This is a genomic window from Vibrio hepatarius, from assembly GCF_018860525.1.
Classification (GTDB): domain Bacteria; phylum Pseudomonadota; class Gammaproteobacteria; order Enterobacterales; family Vibrionaceae; genus Vibrio; species Vibrio hepatarius_B.
The window spans coordinates 75,234-99,844 of sequence record NZ_JAHKPM010000035.1 but is presented as its reverse complement, the minus strand read 5'-3'; the positions used below and the strand labels follow the sequence as shown (position 1 = coordinate 99,844).

General features: G+C 41.3%; 19 protein-coding genes and 1 pseudogene. 11 read left to right on the top strand and 9 right to left on the bottom strand.

The genetic code is table 11. The features are described 5' to 3' along the window. Positions 1–136 precede the first annotated feature (136 nt). From lolC to lolE, 3 genes are read left to right on the top strand one after another with little or no spacing between them, the layout of a single operon-like run. Positions 137–1,345, top strand: coding sequence for a lipoprotein-releasing ABC transporter permease subunit LolC (gene lolC / locus KO511_RS10410; protein WP_215987372.1), 1,209 nt, complete (start codon positions 137–139; stop codon positions 1,343–1,345). Further along, a complete protein-coding gene (gene lolD, locus KO511_RS10405; RefSeq protein WP_215987371.1) occupies positions 1,338–2,024 on the top strand; it encodes a lipoprotein-releasing ABC transporter ATP-binding protein LolD in 687 nt (228 codons plus the stop codon). The genes lolC and lolD overlap by 8 nt, the downstream gene beginning before the upstream one ends. A gap of 1 nt (position 2,025) precedes the next feature. Then, positions 2,026–3,270, top strand: coding sequence for a lipoprotein-releasing ABC transporter permease subunit LolE (lolE, locus tag KO511_RS10400; protein WP_215987370.1), 1,245 nt, complete (start codon positions 2,026–2,028; stop codon positions 3,268–3,270). A gap of 74 nt (positions 3,271–3,344) precedes the next feature. Here the strand turns inward: lolE and KO511_RS10395 are convergent, their stop codons facing one another. Next, positions 3,345–3,890: a DUF2062 domain-containing protein gene (locus tag KO511_RS10395; protein WP_215987369.1), complete on the bottom strand. Its 546-nt coding sequence runs from the start codon at positions 3,888–3,890 to the stop codon at positions 3,345–3,347. An 8-nt stretch (positions 3,891–3,898) separates the two neighbouring features. Here KO511_RS10395 and KO511_RS10390 point away from each other — a divergent pair, with 8 nt between their 5' ends. The 5 genes from KO511_RS10390 to kdsB are packed head-to-tail and all read left to right on the top strand — an operon-like array spanning position 3,899 to position 9,838. Further along, positions 3,899–6,136, top strand: coding sequence for a DNA internalization-related competence protein ComEC/Rec2 (locus KO511_RS10390; RefSeq protein WP_215987368.1), 2,238 nt, complete (start codon positions 3,899–3,901; stop codon positions 6,134–6,136). A 30-nt stretch (positions 6,137–6,166) separates the two neighbouring features. Beyond that, positions 6,167–7,915 carry a lipid A ABC transporter ATP-binding protein/permease MsbA gene (gene msbA, locus KO511_RS10385; RefSeq protein WP_215987367.1) on the top strand — a complete coding sequence of 583 codons (1,749 nt, stop codon included), beginning with the start codon at positions 6,167–6,169 and terminating at the stop codon, positions 7,913–7,915. Between the two features lie 3 nt (positions 7,916–7,918). Continuing rightward, positions 7,919–8,926 (top strand): tetraacyldisaccharide 4'-kinase, encoded by a 1,008-nt coding sequence (gene lpxK, locus KO511_RS10380; RefSeq protein ID WP_215987366.1) that lies wholly within the window; start codon positions 7,919–7,921, stop codon positions 8,924–8,926. After that, positions 8,907–9,086 carry a Trm112 family protein gene (locus KO511_RS10375; protein WP_125320194.1) on the top strand — a complete coding sequence of 60 codons (180 nt, stop codon included), beginning with the start codon at positions 8,907–8,909 and terminating at the stop codon, positions 9,084–9,086. Before lpxK ends, KO511_RS10375 begins: the two co-directional genes overlap by 20 nt. After that, positions 9,086–9,838, top strand: coding sequence for a 3-deoxy-manno-octulosonate cytidylyltransferase (gene kdsB / locus KO511_RS10370; protein ID WP_215987365.1), 753 nt, complete (start codon positions 9,086–9,088; stop codon positions 9,836–9,838). The genes KO511_RS10375 and kdsB overlap by 1 nt, the downstream gene beginning before the upstream one ends. Before the next feature lie 181 nt (positions 9,839–10,019). On the opposite strand, the gene KO511_RS10365 is transcribed toward kdsB, so the two are convergent. The 5 genes from KO511_RS10365 to pflA all read right to left on the bottom strand — a co-directional run bounded on the left by KO511_RS10365 (position 10,020) and on the right by pflA (position 16,225). Next, positions 10,020–11,558 carry a SpoVR family protein gene (locus KO511_RS10365; protein WP_215987364.1) on the bottom strand — a complete coding sequence of 513 codons (1,539 nt, stop codon included), beginning with the start codon at positions 11,556–11,558 and terminating at the stop codon, positions 10,020–10,022. 10 nt (positions 11,559–11,568) lie between these two features. Beyond that, positions 11,569–12,837, bottom strand: coding sequence for a YeaH/YhbH family protein (locus KO511_RS10360; protein ID WP_215987363.1), 1,269 nt, complete (start codon positions 12,835–12,837; stop codon positions 11,569–11,571). 135 nt (positions 12,838–12,972) lie between these two features. Then, positions 12,973–14,907, bottom strand: coding sequence for a PrkA family serine protein kinase (locus KO511_RS10355; protein WP_215987362.1), 1,935 nt, complete (start codon positions 14,905–14,907; stop codon positions 12,973–12,975). A 308-nt stretch (positions 14,908–15,215) separates the two neighbouring features. After that, positions 15,216–15,365: a YfbU family protein gene (locus tag KO511_RS22535; RefSeq protein WP_215987361.1), complete on the bottom strand. Its 150-nt coding sequence runs from the start codon at positions 15,363–15,365 to the stop codon at positions 15,216–15,218. Between the two features lie 119 nt (positions 15,366–15,484). Continuing rightward, positions 15,485–16,225, bottom strand: a complete 741-nt coding sequence (gene pflA / locus KO511_RS10345) for a pyruvate formate lyase 1-activating protein (protein ID WP_215987360.1) — start codon at positions 16,223–16,225, stop codon at positions 15,485–15,487. A gap of 225 nt (positions 16,226–16,450) precedes the next feature. Here pflA and KO511_RS10340 point away from each other — a divergent pair. Beyond that, positions 16,451–16,916: pseudogene (locus tag KO511_RS10340) on the top strand (methyl-accepting chemotaxis protein); the annotation flags it as partial. A 101-nt stretch (positions 16,917–17,017) separates the two neighbouring features. Here the strand turns inward: KO511_RS10340 and KO511_RS10335 are convergent. From KO511_RS10335 to KO511_RS10325, 3 genes are all read right to left on the bottom strand, one after another. Next, positions 17,018–18,025, bottom strand: coding sequence for a lipid A deacylase LpxR family protein (locus tag KO511_RS10335; protein ID WP_436840217.1), 1,008 nt, complete (start codon positions 18,023–18,025; stop codon positions 17,018–17,020). A 179-nt stretch (positions 18,026–18,204) separates the two neighbouring features. Further along, on the bottom strand, positions 18,205–20,481 hold the full coding sequence (gene pflB, locus KO511_RS10330; protein ID WP_215987359.1) for a formate C-acetyltransferase: 2,277 nt from the start codon (positions 20,479–20,481) through the stop codon (positions 18,205–18,207). 288 nt (positions 20,482–20,769) lie between these two features. Beyond that, positions 20,770–22,317 (bottom strand): DUF3360 family protein, encoded by a 1,548-nt coding sequence (locus KO511_RS10325; protein WP_215987358.1) that lies wholly within the window; start codon positions 22,315–22,317, stop codon positions 20,770–20,772. 620 nt (positions 22,318–22,937) lie between these two features. On the opposite strand from KO511_RS10325, the gene KO511_RS10320 reads away from it, so the two are divergent. After that, positions 22,938–23,708 carry an ABC transporter ATP-binding protein gene (locus KO511_RS10320; protein WP_215987357.1) on the top strand — a complete coding sequence of 257 codons (771 nt, stop codon included), beginning with the start codon at positions 22,938–22,940 and terminating at the stop codon, positions 23,706–23,708. 63 nt (positions 23,709–23,771) lie between these two features. Beyond that, complete coding sequence (locus KO511_RS10315; RefSeq protein ID WP_215987356.1) at positions 23,772–24,542, top strand: ABC transporter substrate-binding protein; 771 nt, start codon at positions 23,772–23,774, stop codon at positions 24,540–24,542. The last annotated feature ends 69 nt before the right edge of the window (positions 24,543–24,611 follow it).

Here is a 24,611-nt window from a genome sequence, read left to right as displayed (position 1 = left end):
TATCGCCATAAGCAGCAACTAATCAAGGTATGTCATTGTTTAGCACTTAAATTGACGTCATTTTGTCTATTAAAGGCTACAATCCGAGGCGATAAATCGTTACAGTAGCGTTTATCAAACGTTTTTGGTTATAACTATGTTCCATCCTGTATCTGCCTTCATTGGCTTTCGTTATTTACGAGGTCGCTCTGGCGATAGGTTCAGCCGTTTTGTTTCATATATGTCGACAGCCGGCATTACAATCGGTGTGATGTCCTTAGTCACGGTTCTTTCAGTGATGAACGGTTTTGAAGCACAGCTTAAAGGGCGAATCCTCGGTGTTTTACCTCAGGCTATAGTGTCTAAATCTGATGGACAAACTCCTTATACTTCGCCACCACCTGAATTTGCTAGCCAGTTGTCTACTGCAGCGCACCCTGAGCCTATTGTTCAGAGTGAAGCTATCATTCAGAGCGCTGACAATCTATCGGCTGGTTTATTAATTGGCATTAAACCAACTGATCATGATCCGATAGAATCATTTTTAGTTTCGGGCAGACTTTCTTCTCTGCAGCCAAAACAATATCAAGTATTTATCGGCCTGAATTTGGCCAGAGCAATGAAGGTATCTCTTGGTGATAAAGTACGTCTTATGGTGACTAGTGCGAGTCAGTTTACACCGCTAGGGCGTATTCCCAGTCAAAGAATTTTTACTGTTGCAGGTATCTACAACACAGGTTCCGATGTTGATGCTCAATTGATGCTGACTCATATCGATGATGCTGCACGTTTGCTGAAGTTACCAAGCGATAGGATAACTGGATGGCGGCTATTCTTTGATGACCCTTTTGTTGTCAGTGAATTAGGTAAACAACCTCTACCAGAAGGATGGCGCTGGCAAGATTGGCGTGACCAACGCGGAGAATTATTTCAGGCAGTTCGTATGGAAAAAAACATGATGGGACTTATGCTTGGTCTTATTGTGGGGGTTGCTGCATTTAATATTATTTCTGCTCTTATTATGGTGGTTATGGAAAAACAGTCAGAAGTGGCGATTTTGAAAACTCAGGGGATGACAGATAGACAATTACTCGCTGTTTTTATGGTCCAAGGCGCAAGTAGTGGAGTCATTGGCTCTTTATTTGGTGGAACACTCGGTGTGTTGCTGGCGAGTAATCTTAATACTTTGCTCGACAGTGCAGGTGTTGCTTTATTTTCTGTTGGTGGGCAGTTACCAGTTTTAATTAACCCTGTCCAAATTGGTACCGTGATTGTTATGGCCATTCTACTTAGTTTGTTGGCGACACTTTTCCCTTCCTATCGTGCATCTTCTGTTAAACCTGCTGAGGCTTTGAGATATGAATAATCTCCTTCAATGTCATAATATTTGTAAAACATATCGTGAAGGCTCTCATGATACTCAAGTACTCAAAGGGGTGAGTTTTGATCTCCAAATTGGTGAACTGGCTTCTATTATGGGGTCTTCAGGATCGGGTAAGAGCACCTTACTCCATATTCTTGGTGCCCTTGATGATGCAACACAAGGAGAGGTTCGTATTCTTGGTCAAGAAATTGCTAAGTTAAGCTCGAATAAACAGGCGAAACTTCGCAATCAGCATCTTGGCTTTGTCTATCAATTTCACCACCTTTTAGCCGATTTCAGCGCGTTAGAAAATGTGGCAATGCCACTGCTGATTGGTGGGGAGAAGCCGGCTCAAGCAAAACAGTCTGCCAGAGCATTATTGGATAAAGTAGGGCTCACTCATCGAATTGAACATCGACCGTCTGAGCTTTCTGGGGGGGAACGCCAACGTGTTGCCATTGCACGCGCATTAGTGAATAACCCTTCTTTAGTTCTTGCCGATGAGCCAACAGGTAATTTGGATTATAAGACTGCCTTATCTATTTACGATTTAATGAGGGAGCTTAATCAACAATCAGGCACTGCATTCTTAGTCGTTACCCATGATGGGGAATTGGCTACCAAAATGGACAAGAAGTTACATATGCAGGATGGCTTGTTACTTGATAATAAGGAGGCATAACTTGTTCTCTTCATTATCTTTGTTTATTGGTGCGCGTTTTAGCCGTGCTAAGCAACGCAATAAAATGGTGTCATTCATTTCCCTATCTTCAACAATAGGAATTGCTGTTGGTGTTGCTGTGATTATTATTGGCCTGTCGGCAATGAATGGCTTTGAAAGAGAGTTGAAAAATCGCGTTCTATCTGTTGTGGCTCATGGTGAATTTGAAGGTGTGCGTGGTCCAATATTTGAGTGGGAATCGGTGATGAAGCAAGCCGAGAAGCATCCCAAAATTGAGGCAGCGGCCCCCTATGTGGCCATTACCGCATTAGCTGAAAAGGGTCAAAAAGTGAAAGCTCTAGAAGTTCGTGGAGTTGAGCCAAATATGGAAGCAAAAGTGTCTAATATCAATGATTATATTGATGGACAGACATGGAAAGAGTTTGTTCCTGGTGAGCAACAAGTGATCCTTGGGCAGGGGGTAGCGACATTTTTAGATGTCTCAAAAGGTGATTATATTACTTTGATGATCCCAACTTCAGGTTCAACAAGTCAAGTACAAGCACCAAAGCGAGTGCGAGTGAAAGTAACTGGGCTGCTTAAGCTCAATGGCCAAATTGACCATACTCTTGCTTTAGTACCGCTGAAAGATGGCCAAAAGTATGCGCAACTAGGTGAGGCTGTAACTGGCGTTTCGTTAAAAGTATCTGATGTGCTAAATGCAACACAAATTGTACGCGAGGCAGGGAATACCTTAAACGTTTATGTCTACCTGAGAAGTTGGCAGCAAGAATATGGTTTCCTGTATCGTGACATACAACTGGTGAGGACCATTATGTATTTAGTTATGGTTCTTGTGATAGGTGTTGCGAGTTTTAATATTGTCTCTACTTTGATGATGGCAGTGAAAGATCGTGCAGGTGAAATAGCCATCTTGAGAACAATGGGTGCTACTGATGGATTGATTAAGCGTATTTTTATCTGGCAAGGTGTTTTTTCTGGGGTACTAGGTAGTTTAATTGGCAGTATAATTGGTGTGTTAGTTGCCACTAACTTAACTTACTTGATAAACGCGCTAGAAAAAGCCATTGGCCACCAATTTCTTTCTGGGGATATATATTTCGTTGATTTTCTTCCATCGCAAATTATTTGGACGGACATATTACTCGTGTCTGGGACTGCGCTGATTTTGAGCCTACTCGCTACGTGGTATCCAGCTTCTCGAGCATCTAAACTTAATCCTGCTTCGGTATTGAGTTCGAAATAAAGTTAGGGCCATTATGGTCCTTTCATCTTCACACAACACATCAGTTACAAAAAGCCTACAACTCCATCGTAAGGCTAGGGTTTGCGCTTTCTTTTTTTAAGTAATCTACCTAATCTAATTTTTCGTTGCTGCCAACTTCTTACAACTGAATAACGCCAAAGTGCTTTAATGCCAAAATACCCAGCCATGGCTGAGAAAACACCACAAATCATACACCCAAGTATAAACGGAGGACCGATGGTGCTCATTTGTTGCATGATAAAGTCCCAAGAAAGTTCAAAATGAAAAGCTTGGGGAGGAGTATGCATGACCCAAGCGCCAATTTTGTATGCGAAGTAAAACATTACAGGCATGGTAATAGGGTTGCTTACCCAGACAAGAGCCACCGACAGGGGTAAATTTACACCACATAAAATGGCTAAGCCGGCAGACATAATCATTTGACTTGGCAGGGGCACAAAAGCCATGAATAGCCCCACAGCAAATGCACCAGATGCAGAGCGGCGATTCAGGCACCAGAGATTGGGGTTATAAAGCACATTACCAAAGATTTTTAGTGCTTTTTGGCGCTTTATCACCTCGTGGTCGGGCATAAAACGTTTTATGAGTTTTCTTGGCATAGGGAAATATGACTCTCTCTTTAAATTACTGGACACTCATTTCGTTTTGTTTCCTTATATCCACCATCTCGTCATGGTGGTTTATACCATCATGGGAATGGCTATTTCCCTGTCTCTTGATCCTGATATTCAGTATAAGGTTAAAATGGCTAAGATGGAGCCTAGGATCTGTGGTCGCATGCCTGATATTAATAATACACAACAACTTTTTACGCCATCAGCAAGGAATACTTTTCCAAGCTGGGAAGAATATTACCATAAATGCGGAGGTTGACAGCTTTTTTAAGCAAGTAAGTCATGGTTTTCAAGGTGAAGTGACAGTGTTTTCTATTAATGGAAAACACATTTTAGCGCCGCTGAGGCCAAGTATTTGGTTAGTGTCTCCGACGATTCTAACCCCTAACGATGAGATTAAGGCGCAGGTAAGGGTAAAGCCGATCGTAGGGCTACTCAATGATGTGGGTTTTGATGCTGAGAAATATGCGCTGCAAAAACGTATTGTTGGTCGAGCACATGTGTTAACCAATCAAAGTTATTGGGTAAGGTATGTGGCATCTTTACGTTCTGAATGGTTTAAAAAAATGGTAAGTTCGGTGGAAGAGTTACCGAGTAAAGGAATTATATTTGCTTTAACATTTGGCATGCGTGATGAGTTGTTAACCAAAACAAAACAGAAACTTAAGTTCAGTGGTTTGAGTCATGTAATTGCTATATCAGGGCTCCACATTGGCATTGTTTTCTCTATTGGCTGGTTTATTGGTAAGGCACTTTTCCGAGTTGTTCATAGTTGGGTCTCTGCTCCGATGCTGATTGCTGTTTTGCTGAGCGGTTGTTACGCTTGGTTAGCGGGGTTTTCTATTCCAACTCAGAGAGCGATATGGGCATGCTGTTTAATGTCCATATTATTGACTTCATTAAAAAGAATACCGTCTAGTTATCAATGGCTAATCATTCTCTCTTGGTTGCTATTTATAGACCCCTTTTCCTCGGTATCGGCGAGTTTATGGCTAACAATGTGGGCTGTAGCCATTATTTTGCTCTTTATGTCGCTGCAACCTTACCATAGCGCATATTGGAAAAAAGCATTACTACTCCAATTCTCATTGGTCTTAGGGATGATGCCTGCCATTGCCATGCTCTTCTATGGTGTGAGTTTAAGTAGCTTTTTATACAATATTCTGTTTGTCCCATGGTTTAGCTTTGTTGTGGTGCCATCAGCTTTGCTGGCACTTTTGCTTGATATTGGATTTGATATAACCTTTTTATGGGATTGGGTCGACTGGACAATACAACCTGTATTTTATGCGATTACTTTCGCAGAAAAGAGTTGGCTCTCATTAACGAATCAGCAAGTCATATGGTTATGCTTTTTGATAGCTCTATGTGGTGTGGCTCCCTTTCTTAGTTGGAGGGGAAAGAGCCTATTGCTCACATGTGTATTGACCGTTTTAATTGACTGGAAATCTAGGCCTACTTGGCAAGTTTTTGTGCTTGATGTCGGTCATGGACTAGCGGTAGTTATTAAGCAAGGACCAAATGCCATCATTTATGACACTGGTATAGCTTGGCAAGAAAGCAGTATTGCAGAGCGGATTATAACCCCTTTTCTCCATTATCATGGCATTAAGAAAGTGGATATTTTAATTTTATCGCATGCAGATAATGATCATGCTGGTGGAATGGAGACGATTATAGAAAATTGGCACCCAGAGAGCATAGTCAGCAGTCAGAAAACGATCAATGGGCCAAAATGTATAGCTGGCCAGAAAATGGTTTGGGGGGAACTAGATATAGAGTTTATATGGCCAAATCATTCAGTATTTAGGGCCTATAACCCTCATTCATGTGTCGTGAGAGTTATTCATCAAGCGACAAGCAATTCACTCCTTTTAACTGGCGATATTGACGCTGTCGTTGAATGGATGTTGGTTAGACATCCTCAGTTATTAAGGAGTGATATTTTAATTGTGCCTCACCACGGTAGTCGAACTTCTTCAATTAACCAGTTTATAAAAGTGGTAGGTCCAGAAGTCGCCATTGCCTCAACCGCTAAAATAGGAAAATGGTCACTTCCCGACCAGAAAGTTGTTGAACGATATGCTGAAGCTAATGTGGACTGGTTAGATACAGGGACGTCTGGTCAAATAAGTATCAGCTTTTATCACTCGCACTGGAATGTCGATGTATTAAGGGAAGGGAAAGGGCAGTCTTGGTATAGGCAGATGCTACGTAAGGGAGTAGAATAAGCACCATATTGTAAAAAAATAAGCTCTTTTATGTCTCTTAATCAAGATGAAACGACCTGGCAAACTTTTAAACGCCTGTGGACATACATTCGCCTATATAAAGCGGGGCTCTCTGTAGCTATTGTTGCTTTGATCATTAATGCGGTGGCTGATACCTACATGGTATCATTATTGAAGCCCCTTCTTGATGAAGGTTTTGGCGATGCAGAGTCCAACTTTCTTCGTGTGTTGCCTTTTATTATATTTGGAATGATGCTCCTAAGAGGAGCGAGTGGTTTTGTTTCTTCTTATTGTTTGAGTTGGGTGTCGGGCAATGTAGTGATGTTAATGCGCCGGCGTATTTTTAGTCAATTCATGCATATGCCAGTTGCTTACTTTGATAAAGAATCTACCGGAGGTTTATTATCACGCATTACTTATGATTCCGAGCAAGTTGCTGGTGCAACGAGCCGTGCCTTAGTAAGCATTGTCCGTGAAGGAGCTAGCATCATTGGTTTTCTGGTGCTGATGTTTTGGTATAGCTGGCAGCTTTCCCTTGTACTATTTATTGTCGCTCCTGTTGTTGCTTGGGGGATTGGTGTTGTGTCAAAGCGCTTTCGTAAAATCTCTAAGAATATGCAGGATACAATGGGGCACGTTACGGCATCTGCAGAGCAAATGCTCAAAGGGCACAAAGTGGTATTGAGTTACGGTGGTCAAGAGGTTGAACGCAAACGCTTCGATGCTGTGAGTAACCAGATGCGCCAGCAGTCAATGAAGCTTGTTGCTGCTCAGTCTATTGCCAACCCTGTTATTCAGACTATTGCATCTGTTGCCTTAGTTGTTGTGCTTTTTCTAGCGAGTGTAGATTCGATTAAAGAGCAACTCACGCCGGGTACTTTTACTGTGGTGTTTTCCGCCATGTTTGCTTTGATGAGACCACTTAAAGCCTTGACTAATGTGACCTCCGAATTTCAACGTGGTATGGCTGCTAGCCAGACGCTGTTTGAGTTAATGGATCTAGACACAGAGAAAGATAAGGGTATATACAAGATAGCTAAAGCCAGTGGAGAAATTAGCGTTAAGGATGTAACTTTTACCTATCAGGGTAAAGATGCCCCTGCTCTGCGAAGTGTAAGCTTTGATATCCCTCTTGGAAAAACAGTCGCACTCGTTGGTCGTTCTGGTTCAGGTAAGAGTACTATTGCTAACCTGTTTACACGTTTTTATGATGTTGATTCTGGAAGTATTGAACTTGATGGCCGTGATGTTCGTGATTATAAACTGACAAATTTGCGCAGTCACTTTGCTTTAGTTTCGCAAAACGTATATTTATTCAACGATACTATTGCTAATAATATTGCCTATGCTGCAACTGAAGAATATAGCCGTGAGCAGATAGAAGAAGCAGCACGCCTTGCTTTCGCGATGGATTTTATTGAAAACATGGAGCAAGGCTTGGATACGGTGATTGGTGAAAATGGTGCTAGTTTATCTGGAGGTCAGCGTCAGCGTATTGCCATTGCTCGTGCTCTACTGCGTGATGCTCCGGTACTAATTTTGGATGAGGCTACATCGGCTTTGGATACAGAGTCGGAAAAAGCTATTCAATCTGCATTGGATGAATTACAAAAAAACAAAACGGTATTGGTCATCGCGCATCGGCTATCTACAATTGAAAATGCGGATGAAATCTTAGTGGTCGATGAAGGCGAAATCATAGAACGTGGCCATCATTTGAGCCTATTAGAAAAAGATGGCGCTTATGCTCAGTTGCACAGAATTCAGTTTGGTGCTTAAAGCATGATTGGAAAAGTCTGGTTTGAGAAATCTGTTCTTTTTTATATATTGTGGCCATTCTTGTGGCCGCTAAGCCACCTATTTGGGATACTAAGTCGTCGTCGACGTGAGGCTTTTTTGTCAGGGAAACGGCCAAGCTACCGTCCTCCAGTCCCAGTCATTGTTGTGGGCAACATTACAGTTGGTGGAAATGGTAAAACTCCTGTTGTCATTTGGTTGATTGAGAAGTTACAGGCCCAAGGTTATAAACCTGGTGTTGTATCGCGTGGTTACGGTGCAAAGGCGAACAACTATCCATTGATTGTTGAAGAGCAAACATCAACTAAGCATTGTGGTGATGAGCCCAAGCTTATTTTCAAGCGAACTGGCGCTCCAGTCGTTGTTTCTCCAACGCGCAGCGATGCGGTAAAGGCGCTACTCCCTTTCGGTATCGACATTATTATTGCGGATGATGGCCTACAACATTATGCCTTAGAGAGAGACATAGAGCTGGTTGTTGTTGATGGCCAGCGCCGTTTTGGCAATGAGCATCTTATGCCTTTAGGGCCATTGAGAGAGTCTACTTCTCGTTTATCAGAAGTTAACTTTATTGTGACCAATGGTGGTGAATCAGAAGCTGGCGAAATGGCGATGAATCTAACACCAAGTCTAGCGGTTAACTTAAAAAATAACCTAAAGGCACCTGTTAGCCAATTGGAGTCACTTGTTGCGATTGCGGGGATAGGTCACCCCCCTCGCTTTTTTGATACGCTTGAAGGCTTAGGTGCTAAGCCATTATTAACCAAAGGTTTTTCCGATCATCAAGACTTTGAACCTTCAGAATTACACGCTTTAGCTGCCCAAGGGCAACACATTATTATGACCGAAAAAGATGCGGTGAAATGTGGTCATTATGCTGAAGATAATTGGTGGTATCTCCCTGTAACGGCTACATTCAGCCCACAAGACGAAACGCGTATTTTAAGTAAGATTAAAGAGGTTAAGGAACAGTATGGATCATCGCCTACTTGAGATAGTTGCATGTCCAGTTTGTAAAGGAAAACTGACATTCGATAAAGATAAACAAGAGTTGATTTGTAAGTTAGATCGCTTGGCTTACCCAATTAAAGAAGGTATTCCCGTATTATTAGAGCCTGAAGCACGTAGTATGAGTATGGAAGAGGGGAGGTAATGGCCTTTACAGTTATTATTCCAGCCCGATACGAGTCAACACGTTTGCCGGGTAAACCGCTTGCTGATATCGCTGGAAAGCCGATGATACAGTGGGTTTATGAACAAGCTATTCAAGCTGGTGCTGATGAGGTTATTGTTGCGACCGATGATCAACGAGTAGAAAACGCGGTTAAAGTTTTTGGTGGTCAAGTGTGTATGACCTCTCCGGAGCACCAATCAGGGACAGAGCGTTTAGCGGAAGTTGTTCAAAATATGGGGATCTCTGACGATCAAGTGATTGTTAATGTTCAAGGAGATGAGCCATTAATTCCGCCAGTTACGATCGCTCAAGTCGCGAATAACTTGGTGAATCATCAAGCGCCAATGGCTACTCTTGCGGTCGAAATTTCTCATAAAGATGAAGTGTTTAACACTAACGCTGTTAAAGTGGTTACGGATAGCAACGGTTATGCGTTATATTTTAGCCGTGCATCGATTCCTTGGGATCGTGATAACTTTACAGGTGGCGAACAGCTTGTTGTGCAGCCGTTAATGAGACATATCGGTATTTATGCTTACCGGGCAGGTTTTATTAACACCTACATTAATTGGGCGCCAACAGCTTTAGAGAGAATTGAAAGTTTAGAGCAGCTTAGAGTACTTTGGTATGGCGAAAAAATTCACGTTGAGGTTGCAAAGCAGGTGCCTCCTTCAGGTGTAGATACACCCGAAGATCTCGAAGCCGTAAGACGTATTGTCAGTACTATGTGAGTTTACGGGCACATGCTCAGTAAAAATTTGTCATATAAGCAGATACTACCATTCTCGCATCCAGCGTGTGAATTAAAGCCTAAGTTAGGTTTGTGTCTAGCGACGGTTAATGTTGGTTAAAAACGAAAAATGGAGGTCACTTCAAGTGAACTCCATTTAAGATTAGGTTTGGCTTTCAGGTTTAAATTTGACCGTCATAATCATTTCTCTTAGGGCAAGTCGTGAGAATCTCCCGTCGTCCTGATTCCTTAACTTCTTCGAGAATGATATCAAATCCCCAGAGGCGATATAAATGTTTCAAGACTTCTTCATAACTTTCATCAAGCGGGATCCTGTCATGAGGTACATATTGAAGTGTCAGAGATCGATCACCTCGTACATCAACGTTAAATACTTGTATATTGGGCTCTAGACTGCTCAGGTTGTACTGGCCAGCTAGCTTTTCCCTTATATCTCGATAGCCTAGATCATTATGTATAGCAGTGACTTCAATGTGATTTTTTCGGTCGTCATCAGTGATAGCAAAAAGTTTAAATTCACGCATGAGCTTAGGTGACAAGTACTGGCTTATAAAGCTTTCATCTTTGAAGTTTTTCATAGCGAAATGAACGGCTTCCAGCCAATCAGTATCGACAAGTTCTGGGAACCACTCTCTATCTTCATCTGTAGGCTCTTCGCAAATTCGGCGTATATCGCGAAACATTGCAAAACCGAGAGCATAAGGGTTAATGCCACTGAAATATGGACTATTGTAAGCGGGTTGTGCAACAACGCTGGTATGGCTGTGGAGGAATTCTAGAATGAATCGGTCAGACACTAAACCTTCATCGTACAAATGGTTGAGAATAGTGTAATGCCAGAATGTGGCCCAGCCTTCGTTCATTACTTGGGTTTGTTTTTGCGGGTAAAAATATTGACTAATTTTACGCACAATACGGACGGTTTCACGCTGCCAAGGTTCAAGAAGAGGAGCATGTTTTTCAATAAAATAGAGGATGTTTTCCTGTGGTTCAGAAGGGAAATGGATTTTTAGCTCCTCTGGTTCGACCTTACCTTTTGGTACTGTACGCCAAAGATCATTGACTTGAGATTGAAGGTAAGTTTCGCGCTCTTCCTGACGCATTTTTTCTTCTGCAATAGAGATTTTTTCTGGTCGTTTATAACGGTCGACTCCGAAATTCATTAAGGCATGACAAGAATCAAGTAATTCTTCAACTTCTTTTACACCATATTTTTGCTCACATTCAATAATATAGTTTTTGGCAAATAGAAGGTAATCAATAATAGAGCTAGCATCTGTCCATGTTTGAAATAAGTAATTGCCTTTAAAGAAGGAGTTATGCCCATAACAAGCGTGAGCCATAACCAAAGCTTGCATAGTAACGGTATTTTCTTCCATTAGATAAGCAATACAAGGGTCTGAATTAATTACGATTTCATATGCTAATCCCATTTGCCCATGTTTGTAACCTTGTTCTGTTTGGATGAATTTCTTGCCAAATGACCAATGGTTATAATTAATTGGCATACCAATACTAGAGTATGCATCCATCATTTGTTCAGATGTGATAACTTCTATTTGATTCGGATAGGTGTCTAATCGGAAGAGTTCTGCCACACGCTTGATTTCTACATGATAGCGATCGAGTAACTCAAAGGTCCAATCTGGCCCATCTGGCAGAGTTTTTTTCTTAGTCGCTTTTTTCGTTTTTGTTGCCATGTTAGCCTCCCTAAGCTGTTTCTTTTCTGAATAGCTCTCGGAATACAGGGAAAATATCCTCAACACTACGGATGTTTTTCATCGCAAAGTTGTCGAAAGCATCTTCCAATTTTTCATATTCATGCCACAGGGTCTGATGGGAACGACGAGTAATTTCTATATACGAATAATACTGGCAATTAGGCAGTAAATTTTTTGTAAGTAGTTCACGGCAGCGTGGTGAGTCATCAGCCCAGTTATCCCCATCTGAAGCTTGAGCGGCGTAAACGTTCCATTCAGCAATCGGATATCGCTCAGCAACAATCTCTTTCATTAACTTTAGTGCACTAGAAACAATGGTTCCCCCGGTTTCTTGGGAGTAGAAAAATTCATGCTCATCGACTTCTTTGGCTTGGGTATGATGCCGGATAAACACAACTTCTACATTTTCATAAGTTCTTGTTAAGAAGAGATATAGCAATACATAAAAACGTTTAGCGATATCTTTTGTTGCTTGATCCATAGAGCCAGATACATCCATTAGACAAAACATGACTGCTTGGCTAGAGGGAATGGGTCGACGTTCGTAGTTTTTAAATCTTAGGTCAAAGGTATCAATGAAAGGGACCGAATCAATCCGCTTACGCAGCGCTTTAATTTCCTTTTTAAGTCTTTTTTCTTCGAGTAGCTGAGCGGGTTCACTCATTTTAACGTTATCTAGCTCTTCTTCTAGCTCCCTCATCATACGCCTTTTACCAGCTGTCATAGCCGTTCTGCGTGCAAGAGATTGTTGTAATGACTTGACAATGGCGATGTTGGCTGGAACCCCGGCAGTTTGGTAGCCTGATCTGTGAGTTTTCCACTCTGTGATTTTGTTGATTTGATTCTTTTCTAAGTTTGGCAGCTCCAGATCTTCAAATAAAATGTCTAAGTACTCATCTTTTGAAATCTGAAATACAAACTCATCTTGACCTTCTCCATCTGGGCTAGCATCACCTTCTCCGGAGCCTCCTTGGCCTCCACCTTTAGGTCGTTCTATTTTGTCCCCAGTAATAAATTGATCGTTGCCTGGATGCACACGTTCTTTAACGCCGCCTTTTCCCTGATGGAAAATAGGCTCTTTAATATCCTTATGAGGAATTGCAACGTCTTCGCCGGTTTCTGTATTAGTAATAGAACGGCGATTGACTGCGTCTGCAACAGATTCTTTGATTTGTTCTTTATGACGACGTAAAAATCGCTGGCGGTTTACCGCGCTTTTATTTTTGCCGTTCAGTCGTCGGTCAATAAATTGCGCCATGAGTCATCCCTCGTTTTATACATGTTCTTGTTAAAAACATGTTGTCGCATCCAATAAACAGCCAGATATTTAAGTCTGGCTGCTAAACCATTGGTATATTCCTCTGTTAAGCAAAGAGGAATATTTTATTAGCTATTATGATGATTTACGAACTCGTAAATACCATTCCGACAGTAAGCGAACTTGCTTCTCGGTATAGCCTTTCTCCATCATACGAGCGACGAAATCGTCATGTTTCTTCTGATCTTCAGAAGATGTTTTCGCATTAAAGGAGATAACAGGTAATAGCTCCTCTGTATTTGAGAACATTTTTTTCTCAATGACTGTGCGAAGCTTTTCATAGCTGGTCCAAACTGGGTTCTGCCCCTTATTACTTGCACGTGCTCGAAGAACAAAATTGACAATCTCGTTACGAAAATCTTTAGGGTTGCTAATTCCAGCTGTTTTCTCGATTTTTTCTAGCTCGTTGTTCAGCGCCGAACGGTCAAATAACTGACCTGTTTCCGGATCTCTGTATTCTTGGTCTTGAATCCAGAAATCAGCATAAGTTACGTATCTATCGAAGATGTTTTGTCCGTATTCTGAATAAGATTCAAGGTAAGCGGTTTGAATTTCTTTACCAATAAACTCAACGTAACGCGGTACTAGGTAACCCTTGAGGAACTCTAAATACTTTTCGGCCGTTTCTTGCGGGAACTGCTCGCGTTCAATTTGCTGTTCAATAACGTAGAAGAGGTGAACAGGGTTGGCAGCTACCTCAGTCTGGTCAAAGTTAAATACACGAGAAAGTATTTTAAATGCAAAACGTGTCGACAGACCTGACATGCCCTCGTCAACACCAGCAAAGTCTCTATATTCTTGATAACTTTTCGCTTTGGGATCGGTATCTTTTAACGTCTCTCCATCATACACACGCATTTTTGAAAAAACGGATGAGTTTTCTGGGTCTTTTAGCCTAGACAAGATACTGAATTGTGATAACAGCTCGAGAGTGCTGGGAGAGCAGGGTGCTTTGGATAGTTCAGAGTGATCAAGCAGTTTTTGGTATATCTTGATTTCTTCTGATACTCGCAAGCAATACGGAACTTTGACTATATAAACGCGATCGAGGAAAGCTTCGTTATTTTTGTTGTTACGAAACGTTTGCCACTCGGACTCGTTGGAGTGCGCTAGAATCATTCCATCAAATGGTAGAGCTGATAGTCCTTCCGTCCCGTTGTAATTACCTTCTTGGGTCGCAGTAAGGAGAGGGTGAAGCACTTTAATCGGTGCTTTAAACATCTCAACAAACTCCATAACCCCTTGGTTAGCACGACATAGAGCACCGGAGTAGCTATAAGCATCAGGGTCATCTTGTGAATAATGCTCTAACTGACGAATATCGACTTTACCTACCAATGAAGAAATGTCTTGGTTGTTTTCATCTCCAGGTTCGGTTTTGGCAATCGCAACTTGATCTAAGATAGATGGGCGCACTTTGACGACTTTGAATTTAGTGATATCACCGCCAAACTCATGTAAACGTTTTGCTGCCCAAGGAGACATGATAGAGCGAATATAGCGTTTTTCTATATCATACTCACGTTTAAGAAGATCCCCATCTTCTGTAACATCGAATAAGCAGAAAGGGTGGTCATTAACTGGGCTTCTTTCGCCGTTAGCGGATAGAACGTAAATAGGAACTTGTTGCATTAATGCTTTGAGCTTTTCGGCTAACGAAGATTTACCGCCGCCTACAGGGCCTAGTAAGTAAATGATCTGTTTTCTTTCTTCAAGCCCCTGTGCGGCATGTTTTAGATAGGAAACAATTTGTTCTATCGCTTCCTCCATACCGTAAAAATCTTTAAATGTTTCATACTGAGATATCACCCGATTGGAAAAAATTCGGCTTAGGCAAGGATCTTGCGCAGTATCAATTAATTTTGGTTCCCCAATAGCCATCAGAAGACGCTCTGCGGCATTTGCATAAGCACTTTTATCATCTTTACAAAGCGCCAAGAATTCTTGTAAAGACAATTCTTCATCCTTGGCCGCTTCGTAGCGCGCTTGGTAATGGTCGAAAATACTCATAATGACTTCCCCTCTGAACCTGCCTTTATAGACAATCACCCGCATAGAAAAAAACAAATCCCTTCATAATAAAGGTTAGTAGATTTTTAGAATTTTACTTAAAAAATATGTATTTATTTGCAAATTGTGATGTTTGACCACTTGTTTCTGGGGAGGTAGTAAATACTTATAAAAAGGTAGTAAATTGGTGATGACTAGGTTGATAATTTTATTAAATCTTGGAAGGTTACGCTGGGTCTAGGCTACTGGTCGCGTAATGGTGTTATGGGTAAAAAAATGGAGAGTTGTCAATAAACAGCTCTCGTCGTTTATGCATTAAGTATCTGCTTGATTTTATTATCGCATAAACGATATTGATGTCGACAACTAAGCCAAATTTCTAACATTTGGCAATATTTGTCTAATAATGGCATTGATGTATTGAATAGCCGAGTCTGGTCAACACTAGGGGGACGCACCTTAAAAATCTGTTAAAAACGCACTTAATAGACATGCTGTGACTCAGTATTTATACCAAAATTAAGAAATGTGAATCGTCTAGTCTCAAAATTGTTTATGCAGTGATAGTGAATTGGGATTAGTATTTGACATTAGAGTGGTATTGCTCAAGGATTGTAACAATATTATCCATAGTTTGCTTGGATGGTGGCTCAACGCCCTCTAAAGGATAGTCTAAGCCTAATGCTTCCCACTTATGAGTACCTAACTTGTGGTATGGCAACAGCTCAACTTTTTCTATATTATCCATTTCTTTAATGAATTCACCAAGTAGGTGAGCGTCCGTGTTATTGTCAGTATAACCAGGAACGATAACGTAACGAATCCACGTTTTTTGACCCACTTTTTGAAGGTAACGGGCGAAATCTAATGTGCGTTTGTTGGAAACACCAATGAAATCATGATGGATATCATCATTAATGTGTTTTATGTCCAGCATAACTAGATCGGTTGCTTCAAGGACCTCGTCAATAACGTCACTGTGTTTTCGAATGTAGCCGTTTGTATCAAGGCAGGTATGAATACGTTCAGCTTTGGCTGCTCGGAATAAATCGCGCACAAAATCCGGCTGTAACATGGCTTCGCCACCAGAACAGGTAATACCACCCCCAGATGCATTCATAAAATGACGATAACTTTTGGCTTCATTTATGATTTCTTCAACCGTTATTTCCTTGCCTTTATGGATATCCCATGTGTCTCTGTTGTGGCAATACATACATCGCATTAAGCATCCTTGCATAAAAACGATAAAACGAATCCCAGGCCCATCGACTGTTCCACAAGACTCAAAAGAATGGATACGACCGATAGTCGACATATGCACTTCTCTATTGATGAATGTTCACGCCATTTTATTACAAAAAGTAGGGTTTATGTAGAGTTTTTCGGAAGAAGGGCTTGGTTTTTATCGACTAATAAAAAAACGTTATTTAAGCTAAAATGTATGTAAGGAAAATAATACTAATATGAAAGTTTATAACCATTAATATATAACTTGGCTAGGTAAGCTTGAGATATAACATACTGATGTAAAGGATCTCATATGAATATACTTGCGCTTTCACAGAAACAAAAAGTTACTGCGTTTCTAATTGTGCTGACAATAGGGTTTATTACTCTAGCTATATTTACTTCCTCAGGCTCTATTTCAATTTATAAAACTCAAAGTAAAATTTTGACCTTAAGCAGTGGATTGGATAATTTGCAAGGCTCCCAAGTATCAAAAGCGAAAGAGGATATTGTAAGCATCGTCGCTGCAGTAAATAAGGATATTTCTTTTTTAAATACGCTGGGTTTGCAGAGCTACGCTAATGAACTAGGAACAAGTATTGGAGATTTTGAAGCCGCAGTGAACCCATGGCTGGCACTGATGCAAGAATTGGGATTTAAGATCGATGAAGGTAAGTTGGGCGAACTGAAAATAGCTTGCCAGTATTATTGAACAGAAAGTTGCTGAGACAGGTATGGTAACGCTCAATTCTGATTTTCAAGCAATGGTAAAATCACAATAAAATTACTTGCTTCAGCCTAATGAGCAGCTACGCTCTGTAAGTCAAGTTGTTGAGCAAAGGGCCGGCAGTCTAAATAACGACTGCCAAAGATTTACGATTTAGAAAAATGCGTATAAGGCTAAGCCCCCAGAAGTGTAGATAGACTTTTTAGCTTCGTCATAATCTGGAGTTTTGGCTGCGGCTGTTACTGTTGCTCCAAAATGGTCATTGTACCATGCAAGCCCTGTTACCGCTGTAGCTTGCTTTTCCTCTAAGGTGACCGAATAAATACCTGGATTTTCTCCGTTTTGAATAGCATATTTATTTACGCCAGAGCGATCGCCCTCGATAGTAATATCATTAAATCTGTATCGCGCTTCAATACCACCAAATAGAAACCAACCTGTTTTGGAAGCTCCAAGCATACTTGCTCTGAATGGATTCTCGTTATCAATGTTTGCAGCCCCTATACTACCGGCAAGATCGGTACCCCAGCGAAACATCAAACCAGTAGATATATCACTGCGAAAATTACCTACATTGACCTCTGAAATATTGGATAATTCCCAATCTGTATTGGCTAGTGCGGTATTTCGCCACAGATTAAAGTGAGTTAGGTAGCCAACACTTCCAACTATTTTGTCATCAACTTGGTAAGCCCAGCCTCTGGGTTCATCTGAGCCAATAATACCATGAACGATATCTTGAGCATCTTCCGCTAATGAGTCTTCGCCAGTAGTGCCGATGGTAAAATTGAACCTCTGCGCTTGTTCAGGATGTATGCTTATGTAGTTAAATTCGCTATGTAAGTAACCAGCATATGGGCGATCATTAATTTGTGGTGTGGTGGCCTCAATATCTGATGGAGTGTACATCTTATGGCCAAGAAGAAATTCAAATTTATCTAATGATGTACCACCCCAATATGAAAGACTTAACGGGCTAAATAAAGAGTAGGGTGTGATTGCACCTGTTGCGTAGCTCAAAAATAGGCCATTAGTATAGTCTTGATCGACACCAAAAATACCATCGTTATCAATAGAAAAAACAATAGTAGACTTTTCTGAAGCTAGGCCGAAGGCCGAGCTGAATACTAAAGGAAAAATAAGAATACTTTTAAATTTCACAGGTTTGCTCGCAACTCAATCAGAATTTAGATAGTACAGTATAGGGTGAATTAATCGATGGAAATTTACACCTGAGTACAAGCATTTGTGCGCTATATCTCTGAATTCTCATCAAAGGGAGGTAATTAAAAAAGCCCTGAGTATTTCAGGGCGTTTAAGTAGAGTGTTATGAGTGGTTATTATATAGACTCAGTAAATGTACGCGCAATAACATCTTGTTGTTGCTCTGCTGTCAAAGAATTAAACCTAACAGCGTAGCCTGATACTCTTATGGTCAATTGTGGGTACTTGTCAGGATTTTTAACTGCGTCCTCAAGTGTATCTCGGTTAAGGACATTAATATTAAGATGTTGTCCTCCTTCAATACCGGATTCATGATGGAAATAACCATCCATCAGTCCTGCGAGATTGGCTCGTTGTGAACCTTCCTCTTTACCAAGTGCATTAGGTACGATTGAGAAGGTGTAAGAAATACCGTCTTTGGCGTGGGCAAATGGTAGTTTTCCGACTGATGTTAAGGAAGCTACTGCTCCTTTTTCATCTCGTCCATGCATAGGGTTTGCTCCTGGAGCGAATGGTGCTCCGGCACGTCGTCCATCTGGAGTATTACCTGTTTTTTTACCATATACAACGTTCGATGTTATGGTAAGTATGGACTGTGTTGGGGTGGCATTGCGGTAAGTTTTCAGTGAACGGATTTTGTTCATAAAGACTTCCACTAGCTCACAAGCGATATCATCAACGCGAGAATCGTTGTTACCAAATTTTGGATAATCCCCTTCGATTTCGAAGTCGATTGCAACACCATATTCGTCACGAACTGGTTTTACTTGAGCGTATTTAATAGCAGATAAGGAGTCTGCTGCTACTGATAAACCAGCAATGCCACAGGCCATAGTACGGTGAACATCGCGATCATGAAGTGCCATAAGCGCGGCTTCATAACTATACTTATCATGCATAAAATGGATACTATTTAGTGCAGTTACGTATTGTTTTGCAAGCCAATCCATGAATAGATCTAACTTACTCCAGATATCATCGAAATTTAGCACTTCATCAGTAACCTTAGGCATTTCAGGGCCGACTTGAATTTTGAACTTCTCATCAACACCACCATTGATAACATACAGCAGTGTCTTCGCAAGGTTTGCGCGAGCGCCAAAGAATTGCATGTGTTTACCAATAACCATAGGAGAAACACAACAGGCGATAGCATAATCATCTGATGCAAAATCCGGACGCATCAAGTCATCATTTTCGTACTGGATAGAAGACGTATCAATTGAGACTTTCGCACAGAACTTCTTAAAACCAGTAGGTAGTTGTTCTGACCAAAGTACAGTAATGTTAGGCTCTGGAGAAGGGCCCATGGTGTATAGGCTGTTTAGGAAACGGAAGTTGGAACGTGTAACGAGAGTACGGCCGTCAAGCCCCATACCACCCATGGATTCGGTTGCCCAGATAGGATCACCGGAGAATAGGTCGTCATATTCAGGCGTACGTAGGAATCGCACCATACGCAGCTTCATTACGAAGTGATCAATCATTTCTTGAGCTTTAACTTCATCGATTTTTCCTGCGGCAATATCACGTTCAATATAGATATCTAGGAAGGTAGAAGTGCGGCCAAGAGACATCGCGGCGCCATTTTGAGATTTAACGGCCGCTAAGTACCCAAAGTATGTCCATTGAATTGCTTCTTGAGCTGTTTCTGCTGGGCGAGAGATGTCAAAGCCATAAGATGTCGCCATTTCTTTCATTTGGCCCAAAGCTTTGTGCTGCTCAGCAATTTCTTCCCGAAGTTGCATCGTCATCTGTAGATCTTCGCCATTTTCAAAACGTTCTTGCAACGAAGAAAATTGTGCCAGTTTATCTTTCATTAGGTAATCTATGCCGTAAAGTGCTACTCGGCGGTAGTCACCGATAATACGGCCACGACCATAGGCATCAGGAAGGCCAGTTAGAACACCGGACTTACGGCATTTCAATATATCAGGGGTGTAGATATCAAAAACACCAGCGTTATGCGTTTTACGGTACTCAGTGAATATTTTTTTCACTTGGGGATCTAATTCGCGATCGTATGCTTTACATGAACCTTCAACCATTCGGATACCACCATTGGGAATGATGGCACGTTTAAGAGGTGCTTCAGTTTGCAGGCCAACAATAGTTTCTAAATCTTTGTTGATATAGCCAGCTTGGTGAGAGGTTATGGTTGAAATAACTGATGTGTCAAAGTCGACAGGGGAGTGAGTCGCATTTTCTTGCTTTATCCCTTCCATAACTTTTGCCCACAAGACGTTAGTTGACTCTGTGCCTTCAGAAACTAGAAAAGATTCGTCGCCTTCATAAGGTGTATAGTTATTTTGAATAAAACTACGAATGTTGACTTCAGTTTGCCAATCACCTTTAGCAAAACCTTCCCAAGCTTTAGCAAATTTCTCTGCCATGACATACCTACCTTATTTATTAAAACGAGTGTTTCTGGCCTTTTTAAGTCAGCCAGCACTCCCATTCAGGAGTGGCGCTCTATCTATGAATTACAATATGTATGGTCGAACTAGTATATATGGGTAACTTGTCTACCATACATATTGTTACTAGGTAATAAAATTTCTTAGCCTTGATAGGTACAATAAATTAAAAAAAATCTGCAAACCTTAAACTAAATCAATAAAAGATGAACTTTTAGAATAAAGTTTAGGGCGATAATTACACCGCCCAAGGAAAATATGATTTTATAACCAAGATTGAATTCCGTATTGACCTTCAAGCATCCCTACGGCTAGCATGGCCGTTAAACAAATAATCAAAACCACGACAGGAATAATAATCTTATCGACAACGGATAAGCGTGCAGCACGTGCTTTATCACCAATTAAACCATTGTTATCTAAAAGCATAGTTAATGCCCAAGCGAATACAGGGTTAACAATTGCAGAACCAAAAATGCAGATACCAGCCGCTTGAGAATCTTTGGAATCTTTGACCATTTGCATACCTGCCTCGAGAAGTGGCAGTGATACGCCTACCAGCAAAGCGACCCGCATTACGGGAGGCCAAACAGCTACATCCATTGGAAAACCAAGAATAGCGATTAACATGACAAGTAGGCCAAGAAGAATAGATCCTGCTGGAATCGGTCGCTTGGCAATGGCCGCAGGAATCATGTATGTTCCCCATGACGATGTAATATTGCCCCCACCTATTGCAGTGCCGACCATCTGTCGAACGGAGCACATGGTCATAGTATCATCTACGTCCATAAGAACTTTTTCAGTTTTTTTAGGGTAGTTTAATTCTTGGAATATACGGTGACCGAGAAAGTCAGGTGACCACATAGCGACAGCTAAAATTGCAAAGGGCAATGAAGCAATAAAGTGCTCTGCGTTTGGTAGGCCAAGCATCCAGCCTTCTTCAGTGCTCCCCCACCAGTAAACAGGGCTTAGGTTTGGTAGGCCTGTTTCAGTGACAAATTGAATGTCAAAGCCAGCGCCTAAGCTTAGAGCTAGTACCAAGCTTGTAAAAGCACATACAGGTATCGCGAGCCAACGCTTGTTTAGTTTTGCTAACAAAGCGTATAAGGCTATGGTAACGCCTAACACAATAAATCCGATATACCCCATACTGCCAGATGAAACCGATCCAGATTGTAGCCCTACAGCCCAATCTTGAATCGAGTTAATTTGACTTATTGTTCCAGTTAGGCCAAGAAAGATGAGTAAGCCTCCAGCTGTTCCCTCTGAAGTGAGATTAACCAGTTTAGACCCCCCTTTGAAAAAACTGAGTAGTAGTCCAAACATGCCTATCAGAATAGCGAGAGCTAGAGGGTGCGCACCAGCTAGTGCAATGGTTCCGATTAAAGGGATCATGGGGCCGTGGTTACCCGCTAAGTTTGCTTTTGGGTTCACTATTCCGGAAGCTAATACACAAAATAAAAGTGCAGGGATTAGCATTTCAACCCGTGAGACTTCTATCGCAAACTCTTTACCTAAGTTAACGTGGTCCCAAGCTGCTGTTAGCCCTTCTGCCCAAGACATCATCACAGCAGAATACATGGCGATGATGCCTAACGTTCCCGCTAATGCAGGTACAAGATCTTCCAGTTCGAACCTGAAATCTCGTATAGGTAGGTTTAAACCAAAGCGGCGAGGTTTCATGATTTTCAGTTCATGATCTAAGTAATCTGATCGACATTCAAACTGAGAAGCGGGGCGGTGCAGATCGCGATAGCTTTTAGCTTCGATATCTGAATCAGAGTGCGGTATTTTGACTGCGTCTGACATAGATTCCTCATATTTAATCTAGAGAGTGGTTGTGGCTAAGGGAGTACATAATGTTTGCGACAAAAATAAGCGCGCCTTACCACTTTATTGAGGCCGGTATACGGTGATTGGCCAACACTAAGAAAGACACACCCATTATTGAGAGTTTTATCTTTTGTATGAGTTTAAATGTCAATATAGAGGGGGTAGTTGATTTAGATCACCTTATAAATAGATATGAAAATAAACTACATTCCGATTACTTTAGGCGATACAGAGCAAAAAAATGAAAGCGACTTTCATTGAAATAAATATGACACTATAACCAATAGTGCAACGAGCAATGCTATTGATTAAATTATTGAGATAGTTCCGGTTTTTTACAGAAATGTTAAATTATAGAGAGTTGTTGATAAATGCTTTTATTTCACTTTATGCATATGTGAATTGCAATATGGCTGTTTTTTTGATTTTTAATTTTAATATATTGACTATTAATTCACTTTTTGATGGTTAATGATTTGTTGCTTATTAAGCGGTGCAGTGCTAGTTTGTAGCGAGATAAGGCATGATTCTAGCACTTTCAGTGCCAAGCTTCTTTGTTTGGGGGAAGTGATAATTAAACAGGGAGTAACGAGCGCATGAATGATGCAGCAGCGCTAGATATAAGGGAACTGCATAAGACATTTGGTCACAATGAAGTGCTGAAGGGGATTTCGCTTCAAGCACACAAAGGCGACGTTATTTCTATCATAGGGTCGTCTGGCTCTGGTAAAAGTACCTTTTTAAGATGTATTAATCTTTTAGAAACACCGACCAAGGGTGAGATATGGGTCAATGGAGAATTGATTCAGATGAAAGACGGCCGTCAAGGCGAAGCCATGCCTGCAAACGAGAAACAAGTCCAGCGGATACGTTCGAGGTTGGCAATGGTATTTCAAGGTTTCAACTTATGGTCTCATATGACAGTGCTTGAAAATGTGATTGAAGCGCCCGTTCATGTATTAGGTGTTTCAAAAGCCCAGGCCAAAGAGGATGCAGAGCGACTGCTAAAAAAAGTTGGCCTTTACGAGCGAAAGGATTATTACCCTGGTCACCTTTCTGGTGGACAACAACAACGAGCAGCTATCGCTAGGGCGCTTGCTGTCGACCCTGAAGTGATGTTGTTTGATGAACCTACCTCTGCACTTGATCCTGAATTAGTGGGTGAGGTGCTTGGGGTAATGCGAGATCTTGCTGAAGAAGGTAGGACAATGTTGGTTGTAACACACGAAATGGCATTTGCACGCGATGTTTCTAATCATGTCATGTTCTTACATCAAGGCTTAGTGGAAGAGCAGGGTAACCCTGCTAAGCTCTTCACAGATCCAGACTCAGAGCGTTTACAACAGTTTATCTCATCGATTTACTGAGTTTGTTGTTAATGCCGAAGCAGGTTCTGCGAATACTAAAAATCATGACGAAAGGAGTATCAAATGAAAAATTGGTTAGTGGTTGCAGCTTTGACTACGACTGTAATGACAGGCGTCGTTCATGCTAAAGATTGGAAAACGGTTCGCTTTGGCATAGAAGGGGCTTATCCACCATTTAGTTGGACTGAAGCCGACGGTTCATTAAAAGGCTTTGATGTTGATATGGCCAACGCTCTTTGTAATGAAATGCAAGTAAAGTGTAAGATTGTTGCGCAAGACTGGGATGGGATTATTCCATCACTTTTAGCTCGAAAATACGATGCGATTATAGCCGCTATGTCTATCACTGAAGAGCGTAAAAAGAAGGTAGACTTTACCGGAAAGTATGCACTCATCCCGAATAAATTTATAGCAAAGAAAGGTGCTAACCTAGATTTTGATAACTTGGATGGACAAAAAATCGCAGTGCAAAGAGCGACTACTCATGATAAATACTTGACCGATAATTACGGTGATAAAGTTGAAATCGTACGTTATGGCTCTTTTGATGAAGCATACCTTGATTTAGCCAATGGGCGTGTGGTAGCAGTACTTGGAGATGCTTCAGCACTTGAGGAAGGGATGCTAAATAAAGCAGGTGGTGATGCTTACGAGTTTGTTGGACCATCACTCACTGATCCGAAGTGGTTTGGGGATGGTTTTGGTATTGCGGTCCGCAAACAGGATAAAGATCTAACTCAAAAATTGGATAAAGCCATTATGTCACTTCGTGAGAAAGGTGAGTATCAGAAGATTGCTGGCAAATATTTTGACTACGATGTATATGGGCAATAGGCCTGATTAACATAGCTGCTGATTTATGTTCCTAGGGTAGATCAGCGGCTTCGCTATTTTTGTGGTTGA